Raw genomic sequence first — 9,704 nt, 5'->3', positions numbered from 1 at the left:
TGTTTCAGCCAGAACACGGCAGAGTGGAGTTCTGCGTGTCGCGTGGGCTCGGAGATGTGTATACGGGACAGCTCATGGAGCTTCCGCGCCGTTTCCAGCACATATTCCGGGTTGGCGCCGGACTCGCCCACTCCGGCGCGCACGATCCGCACCTGCTCGGCAATGGCGAGCTTACCGGCATATTGCAGGTGCCTCGTGTCGGCGAGAAAGGCCAGCGACGGCACCCGGTCGCCATCGGCAAGTTCGATCTGTCGCGTCGCTTCGCGGTAGACGCCGCGATCCATCTCGCGCTCGCTCAGATACGCATGCACCTCGCCCCACGCCGCATCGGCCACTTCGAACGCCATGCCGCGGCACGAGCCGCCCGGCATCAGTCCGAACACCAGCCCCGGCTGCGCCTCGGTACCGCGATGCCGATAGGAATAGACGCAGAGCCGGCGATGCACGCCGCGCAGCAGCGCCGGCATCTGCCGGATGAAGGCAAAGCCCGGCCGCCAGATCAGCGAACCGTAGCCGAACACCCAATGCGTTGAATTCTGCTGCACGAAACGTCCACTCGCCTTGCCGCGGTCACGTTCCTACCGATACGGTCCGCGCCGCGCAATCGATGCGCTGGAATGGGAGACCTGACGTTGCGGAAGTTCATGTGGCTCGCCATCGCGGTGGTCGTCGTGGTCGGGCTGTGGACCGCCGGCTGGCTCTGGGCCGCCGGCGAGGCGACGCGGCAGGTCAAGCTCCTGGCCGAAGCTGATGGCGAAACCGCGCCGAAGCTCACCTGCGGCACCTTCGACGTCTCCGGCTTCCCGTTCCGCTTCGACCTCGAATGCCTCGACGCCACGCTCGTCGATCAGGACCTCACGGCCAGCTTCGCCGGCCTCAAGGGTTCGGTACTGGTCTACGCCCCATCGCACCTGATCTTTTCGGCCAAGGCACCGTTCAGCCTTGCCGACGCCTTCTCGGGCAGCCAGCGGCGGCTCGATTTCGGCGCCATGGAAGGCAGCCTGCGGCTCACCTCGACCGACCTGGTCCGCGGCCTCAGCGGCGAAGGCTGGCGCATCGCCCGTTTCTCGCTGGTCGCCGACGACCTGGCGGTCACCGACGTCGTCGCCGGCGAGATCGTCGAGGCGCGTGCCAAGCATGTCGAAGCGCACCTGCTCGATGTCCCCGAACTGCACGATAAGGCGGCCGGCACCGCGGCGCTCCGCGGCTACCTCTCGACCACAGCGCTCGACCTGCCGGGGCTGCAGGTTATCGCGGCCGACACCAGTGCCGAAGTCGAACTCACCGCCGTGCCCGACGACCTTCGCGCCTTCGGCGAGCCCGATGCACTGCGCCGCTGGCAGGCCGCCGGTGGGGCGCTGAGCCTCACCAAACTGGCCGGCAGCCAGCCGCAGCCCGAAGAACGCTTTGAAATCACTGGCGCGCTGAAGCTCAACGGCGGCGGCTACCCGGAAGGCGAGATCAGCTACACCACCAAGGGTGTGCTCGATCGCTTCGCCCAGTTCCTGCCGGTGATGCAGCTCGCCATGCTGCGCGGCGCCCCCAATGCCGATGGCAGCTTCCGCAACAGCCTCACCATCACCGACGGCCAGGTGAAACTGCTCGCCGTGCCTTTTGCGCAGTTGCTGCCGCTGTTCTAGGGCGCGAAAGCTGGCCCCATGCACGGAGTCATTCCCGCGAAAGCGGGAACCTCTGTTTTCGATCGTGCGACAGACGCCGCAAACGGAGTTTCCCGCTTCCGCGGGAATGACCCGGTGTTGGTCAACCTATGCGGATCAGGCGTCCTCGCCGCCGCCATGCTCGCGCACCATCACCGGCGACACATCGGTCGGCGGGACCACGGCGGCTTCCGGCGTGCCGTGCGGGCGGCCGAAATCGGGCGCCGCGGTTTCCTGGCCGGCGGTGATGATCGAGCGGCGGATGGCGCGGGTGCGGGTGAACAGCGCCTGCATGCCCTCGCCATCGCCGACCCGCACCATGCGCTGCAGGCTCGACAGATCCTCGAGGAAGCGCCCGAGCATTTCCAGCACCGCCTCGCGGTTGGTGAGGAACACGTCGCGCCACATCACCGGGTCACTGGCAGCAATACGGGTGAAATCTCTGAATCCCGAGGCCGAGAACTTGATCACCTCTGATTGCGTTGCCGCTTCCAGATCGGCGACCGTGCCGACAATATTGTAGGCGATGAGGTGCGGCACATGACTGGTGATCGCCAGCACCAGGTCGTGGTGCGCGGCATCCATCACCTCGACGTTCGAACCGAGCGCGCCCCAGAACGACACCAGCCGGTCGACCGCCACCGCATCCACCTCAGGCTTCGGCGTCAGCACGCACCAGCGCCCGACGAACAGGTCGGGGAAGCCGGCCGACGGGCCGGAATGCTCGGTGCCGGCAATCGGGTGGCCGGGGATGAAATGCACGCCGGCAGGAACCATCGGCTCCAGCGCCTTCATCACCTGGCCCTTCACCGAACCGACATCGGAGAGGATGGCGCCGGGCGCCAGGTGTCCGCTGATCTGCTGCATCACCTCGGCATAGACCCCGACCGGAGTGCAGAGGATGACGAGATCGGCGCCTTCGACCGCCTCCGCGGCATCGAGCGTGTAGCTGTCGCCCAGCCCCAGCGCCCGTGCTTCTTCCAGCGTCGCCGACTTGCGGGTGGTGATGGCGATGGTTTTGGCGAGGCCCTTGAGCTTCACCGCCCGGGCGATGGACGAGCCGATCAGGCCGATGCCGATAAGCGTCAGTTTCTCGAACATCAGTTGCTTGCCCCCGGCGCCCCGAACGCCTTCAGAATTTCGACCACGGCGCGCATATGTTCCTCGAGCCCGATGGAGATGCGTAAGGCGTCGGGTATGCCATAGCCATGCATTTCGCGCACCAGGAGGCCTTTGTCGCGCAACGCGGCGAATGCTGCCTTCGCTGTCGCCACATCCTCGAACAGTGCCAGGACAAAATTGCCCTGGCTCGGCGGCACCCGGATGGCATTCGACTGCAGGGCCGCGGTGAGCCAGCTGCGCCAGCGCGCATTGTGATCTCTGAGCTTGGCCGTGAACGCCACGTCGCGCGCCGCCGCGGCCGCGGCCGCCTGCCCCGACAGCGACACGTTGAATGGCCCACGGATGCGGTTCACCGCATCGACGACATGGTCGGGCCCATACATCCAGCCCACCCGCTCGCCGGCAATGCCCATCTTCGAGAAGGTGCGCACCATCACCACATTGTCCGAGGCGTTCACCAGATCGATGCCTTCAGAGTAATCCTCGGCGGTGACATATTCCGCATAGGCGCTGTCGAGGACGAACAGGATGTCCGGCCGCAGCCCGCGCTGCAGCCGCTCGACCTCGGCGATCGGCAGGTAGGTGCCGGTCGGGTTGTTGGGGTTGGCGAGGAACAGTATCCGGGTGCGCGGCGTCACCGCGGCGAGCAGCGCGTCGACATCGGCCCGGTAATCCGTTTCGGGCACCATGATGATCTCGGCCGAGGCGCCGCGGGTGATGATCGGATAGACGTTGAAGCCATACTGGCTCATCACCGCCTCATCGCCCTCACCAAGATAGACCTGTGCCAACAGGTGGAGGATGTCGTCCGAGCCGAAGCCGCAGACGATCCGCTCCGGCGCCAACCCGTGCACTTCGCCCAGCGCCACGCGCAGCTCGCGCGACGATCCATCCGGGTAGATCTCGATCCGGCCAGCCGCTTCCCGCACCGCCTCGATCGCCCTGGGGCTGGCGCCCAGCGGCGACTCGTTGGCCGAGAGCTTCACCAGCTTGACGCCGGCGGGCGTGTCGGAACGGCCGGGGACATAGGGCGCGATCTTCAGGATGCCGGGCTGCGGGACGGGGCGTTTGGGCGTGTCGGTCATGTCTCGGGAAGCCGGGGCGAAAAATCGGCCGGACCATAGGGGATGGCGTCCACGCTTGCAAAGGAATCCCGGCCCAGGCAGCCCGGACATCTGCTACGATAGGGCTGCGGCGTACATGTCGAGACGGAGGAGGATCCGATGACGGCAATGAACATCGTGCATATGCGGGTGAAGCCCGGCCGCGAGGAGGAGTTCCTCGCCATCAACCGCGACTTCGAGAACTTGAACATGAAGGGTCTGCGCAACTTCTGGATCGTCAAGACCGGCGAGCGCAGCTTCATCGTCGTCGGCGAATGGACCGAGATGTCCGATCTGGTGCAGGCCCGGCCGCAGATGATCGCCAGTCTCGACCGCCAGCGCTCGCTGCTCGAGGATCTTGGCGGCGGTCGCGGCGTCACTGAGCCCTGGTCGGGTGAAGTGTCGCTGCACCTGAGGCCCGACGTCAGCGCCGAAAGCGCGATGTAACGCTACCGCTCTTTCGGTATCTGCATGGCCGCCTGAGGCGCCAGTGCCGGCACCTTGATCAGCCGCTCGGCTTTCTTCCGCCGCGGCACCGCCGGAAACAATTCCTTGCGGGCGAGCACGCAATGCACGCCCGCCAGGGTCGGCCCGAACATCCGGCCGGCCCGCTCGAAAAAGCGCGTCGATTTGAGCACCAGCGCATGCTGCGACGGCGGCACATAGAGAGCGTCGCGCCACTGCTCGGGCACGAAGCTGTGGTCGCGCAGCAACCGCTCCAATTGCCCGCGCGAGAACGGATGCCCATCGCCGAACGGCGTGGTGTCGATCGACGACCAGGTGCCGCGACGCTTCGGCACCACGACGATCAGCCGCGCATTGGGCGCCGAAACCCGCCACAGCTCGCGCATCAGCTCTTCGGTGTCGCTCACATGCTCGAAGGCGTGCACCGCGATGATCAGGTCGACGGCGGCATCGGTGAGCGGCAGTTCGAGCGGGTCGCAGAGCACGGTGTGCGACGGGCCCTCGCGCGGCCACGCCGAGGCGCCCTGCCGCGCCGGCATCACGGCGATCACCCGTTCGGCCTTCTCCAGCGTGAAGCGCATATAGGGGGTCGCGAACCCCAACCCCAGCACCCTGAGGCCGCGCACGTTGCCGGCAAAGCGCAGCACCTCCTCGCGCAGCAGGGCGCGGGCGATCTTTCCCAGGGGCGACTTGTAGAAGCCGATCAGCCGCTCGACATGCGAGGTCATGGCGTTGTCCGAAAACCTTCTCTAGTTTCTGTCATGCTTCGCTGCCGCATGCCACCCGAGCGGCGCGCCCGACCCGGAGACTCCCCCACGTGCCCCTGCTGATCGACGTTTTTCTCTGCCGTTCCGACAATTTCGGCTACCTGGTCCACGATGTCGCCAGCGGCCGTACTGCCGCGATCGACGCCCCGGATGCCAAGGCCATCAAGGAAGCACTGCAGCGCCGCGGCTGGAAGCTGACCGACCTGTTCATCACCCATCACCACACCGACCACGTCGAGGGCATTCCCGCCCTCAAGCGTGAATATGGGGTGCGCGTCGTCGGTCCCAAGGCCGAAGCGCAGAAGATCCTCGGGCTCGAGGTGCTGGTCTCGGCCAGCGACACCGTGTCGCTCGGCGACACCGACTTCATCGTCATCGAGACGCCGGGCCACACGCTCGGGCATATCGTCTATTACGATCCGTCCGGCCGGCACCTGTTCTCGGCCGATGCGCTGTTCTCGCTCGGCGTCGGCCGCATGTTCGAAGGCAAGCCCGGCCCGATGTGGAATGGCCTCGAAGAGTTGCGCGCCCTGCCCGACGATACGCTGGTCTATCCGGGCCATGAATACACCGCCTCGAATGCCGCCTTTGCGCTCAGCGTCGACCCGAAGAACCCGGCCCTCAACATCCGCGCCACCGAGGTCAAACGCATGGTCGAGGCCGGCAAGTACACTATCCCGGTGACGCTCGGGCTCGAAAAGGCCAGTAACCCGTTCCTCCGCGCCGATCAGCCGGTACTGGCCAAGGCCATGGGCCTTGCCGCCGACGCGGAACCCGCCAAGGTGTTTGCCGCTTTACGCAAGGCCAAGGACGAATTCAAAGGGTAGCTGATGCCCGACAAGCTGGCCTTCAAGCCGGTGACCCGATCAACGGCCAAGGATTTCGACGCGCTGTTTGGCAGCCCCGGCGGGCCAAAACCCTGCTAGTGCATGACCTGGCGCGCCACGCCTGAGGAGATCAAGGATAACCAGGGTCCGTCCCGGCGGAAACAGATCCTCGGCCGCATCGAGGATGGCGTGCCGGTGGGGCTGCTCGGCTATGCCGATGGCGAACCGGTCGCCTGGGTTTCGATCGCGCCGCGCGACACTTTTCGCAATCTTGGCGGACCGGATGAGCAGCCGGGCGAGAAGGTCTGGTCGCTCACCTGCATGTATGTCCGCCGCCGGTTGCGCGGCGAAGGCCTCGGCCGCCAGCTCATCACTGCCGCCATTGCCCATGCGCGGAAACGCAAGGCCGATATCCTCGAGGCCTACCCCGTCGCCCCCTCGTCCCCCAGCTACCGCTTCATGGGGTTTATCCCCGCCTTCGAGGGTTTGGGCTTCGTCGAAGTGGGGAAAGCCGGTACGCGCCGGCACGTGATGCGGTTAACCCTTTCTTGATGAAACACGGGAAACTGCCGACGAAACAGTGCAACCTCACCCGGTCATGGCGACGTTACTCCCATGGTCCGAGCGAGGCAGCCTAACGAGGCCGTCGCGCCGGACCGGCAGCAGGTCCGAGGCAATGGACGACAACGGGACGGCAAAGCAGATCTTCCAGCTGCCGGTGGTGCAAGAGGCACCGCGTGAGCGGCTGATGCTCGTCCACACCCCTGCCCATTCCGATTTCCTCAGCCAGCTGATCGCCGCCCGCCAGCACCTCGCGCCACAGCGCGAGCGTCGCCGCGCCCCGCTTGGCCAGGCAGTCGACGCCTATGCCAATGGCAGCAAGATCACGGTCCGGCGTATGCCCGCCGGCTACCGCAAGACCATCGTTACCTGAGCTGTTGGGCGGCTTTGACCACCACCCATTGACCGCGCCCTAACGCACGGAGTCATTCCCGCGGAAGCGGGAACCTCTGTTTTCGTGGTCGCGGCAGGATCGCAAACGGAGATCCCCGCTTTCCTTCGCGGGGATGACCCGGTGAATGCTTCAGGCGTTGCGTATGCAGCCGCCACTCTTCCGTAAGGGCGGCCTCAGCCGCCCATGGTCACGTCGCGGCCGGCGCCGGTGATCGAGACGGTGAAGCCCGCCACCACGTCGACAATCGCCATCATCATCAGGATGAAGAACACTGAGCTCGCCGCCGCGCCGACGAGCAGGAACTCGACGAGGAAGATCACGAACACCACCACCGAGAGCATGTGCTCGATCACCGAGTTGCGCCCGGTATTGGTGGATTTCAGCACCTCGAAGAACAGGCAGACGAGGCCGACCACGAGGATCAGGTCGCCCGCGGTCAGCGACCACGAAACGCCCGAGACCATCGGAATGGTCAACAGCTGCTGGCTCCAGCCCGCCGGATTGCCGCCCATGAACAGGAAGGCAAAGAAGTTATAGGCGATCAGCGGGATCAGCAGCAGCGGCGGAATGAAGGCGCCGTTGCGCGCGGCGCGCCCACCCTGGGGGATGAATACCGTATTGTCGGACATGGCGCGTTCCCTGATCGGTTAGTGCGGGGCACAATGCCAAAGCCGAGCCGCCCCCGCCAGCCCCGCCGTGCGCTTTCGCACTCTTCGAACCGTCCCGAGAGGGCAAATCGCTCCAGTGGAGCGATTTGAGGCCAGAAGGCCATGAGAGCTATGCTCGAATGGCTAGCTCTCCGACAGCACTGTTTCTAGAGCTTGAGCGGGCCGACCATCTGCTCGGGCTTCACTTCGGCGTCGAATTCCTCGCCGGTGAGGAGGCCCAGTTCAATGGCGCTTTCGCGCAGCGTCGAGCGCTTCTTGTGCGCGTGCTTGGCGATCTTGGCCGCGTTGTCGTAGCCGATCTTGCGGTTCAGCGCCGTTACCAGCATCAGCGACTGATCGACCAGCTGCTTGATCCGGTCACGATCAGGCTCGATGCCCACGGCGCAGTGATCGTTGAAACTCTTGGCCGCATCGGCGAGCAGCCGTACCGACTGCAGGAAGTTGTAGGCGATCACCGGCTTGAACACGTTGAGCTCGAAATTGCCCTGGCTCGCCGCAATACCGATCGCCGCATCATTGCCCATCACCTGCACCGCGACCATGGTGGTCGCCTCGGCCTGCGTCGGGTTGACCTTGCCCGGCATGATCGACGAGCCCGGCTCATTCTCCGGAATGGTAATTTCGCCCAGGCCCGAGCGCGGGCCGGAGGCGAGCCAGCGCACGTCGTTGGCGATCTTCATCAGCGCTGCCGCCAGCTGCTTCAGCGCGCCGGACGAACCGACGAACGCATCATGCCCGGCCATGACCGCGAACTTGTTGGGTGCGGTGATGAACGGCTGCCCGGTCAGCGTCGCGATCTCTGCCGCGACCGTCTCGCCGTACTTGGGATGCGCATTGAGCCCGGTGCCGACGGCGGTGCCGCCCAGCGCCAGCTCATAAAGCTGCGGCAGCGTGGCGCGGATCGCCTTGAGCGCCAGGTCGAGCTGCGCCACCCAGCCGGAAATCTCCTGGCCGAGCGTCAGCGGCGTCGCATCCTGCAAGTGCGTGCGGCCGATCTTCACCACGCCCATGAACTCGGTGGCCTTGGCGTCGAGCGTATTGCGGAGCAGCATCACCCGGTCGACCAGATAGTTCTCGATCGCCTCGACTGCCGCGATGTGCATCGCCGTCGGGTAGGTGTCGTTCGACGACTGGCTCATGTTGACATGGTCGTTCGGGTGCACCGGCTTCTTCGAGCCCATGACGCCGCCGGCCATCTCGATGGCGCGGTTCGAGATCACCTCGTTGACGTTCATGTTCGACTGGGTGCCCGAGCCGGTCTGCCACACCACCAGCGGGAAATGCTCAGCGAGCTTGCCGGCGATCACCTCGTCGGCTGCTGCGACCACCAGGTCGCGCGTCGCCAGGTCCATCAGCCCAAGCTTGTGGTTGGCGAGCGCTGCCGCCTTTTTCAGGATGCCGAAGGCCCGGATGATTTCGGTCGGCATCTTCTCGCCGCCGATGTCGAAATTCGCCAGCGAGCGGGCGGTCTGCGCCCCGTAGTACTTTTCCGACGGCACGTTGATCGTGCCCATGGAATCCGATTCGACGCGCATGCCCATTGCCGGAAAACCTCTGGAACAAAAGGAAACGGCCGGCTCCCAGGTCTGGGAGCCGGCCGCGAAATATCTATCGTTTGGTGCGCAAGGGGAGCGCCAGCCCGAAGGCTTACGAGCTCTTGGGCTGCAGGATCTGCCGGCCGCGATACATACCGGTCTTCAGATCGACGTGGTGCGGACGACGCAGCTCGCCCGAATCCTTGTCTTCGACATAGGCCGGGGTGGCCAGCGCATCGGCGGAGCGGCGGAACCCGCGCTTCATCGGCGAGGTCTTGCGCTTTGGCACTGCCATGGTTGTTACTCCTGGTTCAATAGCGTTTCGCCGAAGGCGTTCCGGCGTCTAACAGACAGGGTCTGTCGGGAATTGGGGGCGTCTATAGAGCACAATCGCACGGATGGGAAGGGGCGAAATTGGCTCATCTCAAGGTTTGCAGCGCAGTTCCTGCACCAGTGCAAATCCGCTACAAGCGCTCGACCCTCCCGGACGCTCCGACCGTGACCTACAGCTTCCCCGACGAACTTGCCAGCACCGCCACCGATATCGAGCAGGCGCTCGACGCGCTGCTCACCGCCCCCGCCCTTTCCGGCCCCGGTATCCCCG

12 protein-coding genes are annotated in these 9,704 nt (G+C 65.4%); 5 read left to right on the top strand and 7 right to left on the bottom strand.

Features of this window, described 5'->3' with window-relative positions; translation table 11 throughout:
- Positions 1–545: gamma-glutamylcyclotransferase (locus tag VW23_RS17870; RefSeq protein ID WP_069910904.1), on the bottom strand; the 545-nt coding region annotated here is incomplete at its 3' end.
- 87 nt (positions 546–632) lie between these two features.
- On the opposite strand from VW23_RS17870, the gene VW23_RS17865 reads away from it, so the two are divergent.
- Complete coding sequence (locus tag VW23_RS17865) at positions 633–1,640, top strand: DUF2125 domain-containing protein (protein WP_069910903.1); 1,008 nt, start codon at positions 633–635, stop codon at positions 1,638–1,640.
- A gap of 135 nt (positions 1,641–1,775) precedes the next feature.
- On the opposite strand, the gene VW23_RS17860 is transcribed toward VW23_RS17865, so the two are convergent.
- Together VW23_RS17860 and VW23_RS17855 are read right to left on the bottom strand one after the other, a co-directional pair.
- Positions 1,776–2,759 carry a prephenate/arogenate dehydrogenase family protein gene (locus VW23_RS17860; protein WP_069910902.1) on the bottom strand — a complete coding sequence of 328 codons (984 nt, stop codon included), beginning with the start codon at positions 2,757–2,759 and terminating at the stop codon, positions 1,776–1,778.
- Positions 2,759–3,865, bottom strand: coding sequence for a pyridoxal phosphate-dependent aminotransferase (locus tag VW23_RS17855; protein WP_069910901.1), 1,107 nt, complete (start codon positions 3,863–3,865; stop codon positions 2,759–2,761). Before VW23_RS17855 ends, VW23_RS17860 begins: the two co-directional genes overlap by 1 nt.
- Positions 3,866–4,003: 138 nt before the next feature.
- On the opposite strand from VW23_RS17855, the gene VW23_RS17850 reads away from it, so the two are divergent.
- Positions 4,004–4,330 (top strand): hypothetical protein, encoded by a 327-nt coding sequence (locus tag VW23_RS17850; RefSeq protein WP_069910900.1) that lies wholly within the window; start codon positions 4,004–4,006, stop codon positions 4,328–4,330.
- A gap of 2 nt (positions 4,331–4,332) precedes the next feature.
- Here the strand turns inward: VW23_RS17850 and VW23_RS17845 are convergent, their stop codons facing one another.
- Entirely contained in the window at positions 4,333–5,076 is a 744-nt protein-coding gene (locus VW23_RS17845) for a class I SAM-dependent methyltransferase (RefSeq protein WP_069910899.1), read from the bottom strand.
- Between the two features lie 89 nt (positions 5,077–5,165).
- Here VW23_RS17845 and gloB point away from each other — a divergent pair, with 89 nt between their 5' ends.
- The 3 genes from gloB to VW23_RS17830 all read left to right on the top strand — a co-directional run bounded on the left by gloB (position 5,166) and on the right by VW23_RS17830 (position 6,876).
- Positions 5,166–5,942, top strand: a complete 777-nt coding sequence (gene gloB, locus VW23_RS17840) for a hydroxyacylglutathione hydrolase (RefSeq protein WP_069910898.1) — start codon at positions 5,166–5,168, stop codon at positions 5,940–5,942.
- 102 nt (positions 5,943–6,044) lie between these two features.
- The gene (locus tag VW23_RS17835) at positions 6,045–6,494 is read left to right on the top strand and encodes a GNAT family N-acetyltransferase (RefSeq protein WP_084646279.1); all 450 of its coding nucleotides are present in this window, start codon (positions 6,045–6,047) and stop codon (positions 6,492–6,494) included.
- 124 nt (positions 6,495–6,618) lie between these two features.
- Complete coding sequence (locus VW23_RS17830) at positions 6,619–6,876, top strand: hypothetical protein (protein WP_069910897.1); 258 nt, start codon at positions 6,619–6,621, stop codon at positions 6,874–6,876.
- Positions 6,877–7,070: 194 nt separating this feature from the next.
- Here VW23_RS17830 and VW23_RS17825 read toward each other — a convergent pair whose 3' ends face one another.
- From VW23_RS17825 to rpmF, 3 genes are all read right to left on the bottom strand, one after another.
- Positions 7,071–7,526: a hypothetical protein gene (locus VW23_RS17825; RefSeq protein WP_244488559.1), complete on the bottom strand. Its 456-nt coding sequence runs from the start codon at positions 7,524–7,526 to the stop codon at positions 7,071–7,073.
- Between the two features lie 185 nt (positions 7,527–7,711).
- A complete protein-coding gene (fumC, locus tag VW23_RS17820; RefSeq protein WP_141728379.1) occupies positions 7,712–9,106 on the bottom strand; it encodes a class II fumarate hydratase in 1,395 nt (464 codons plus the stop codon).
- 106 nt (positions 9,107–9,212) lie between these two features.
- Entirely contained in the window at positions 9,213–9,395 is a 183-nt protein-coding gene (gene rpmF / locus VW23_RS17815) for a 50S ribosomal protein L32 (RefSeq protein ID WP_055886755.1), read from the bottom strand.
- Between the last annotated feature and the right edge of the window lie 309 nt (positions 9,396–9,704).

The organism is Devosia insulae DS-56 (genome assembly GCF_000970465.2).
Classification (GTDB): Bacteria; Pseudomonadota; Alphaproteobacteria; order Rhizobiales; family Devosiaceae; genus Devosia_A; species Devosia_A insulae.
Note: the sequence above shows the minus strand (reverse complement) of the source record. Positions and strands in the feature narration are given on the sequence as shown.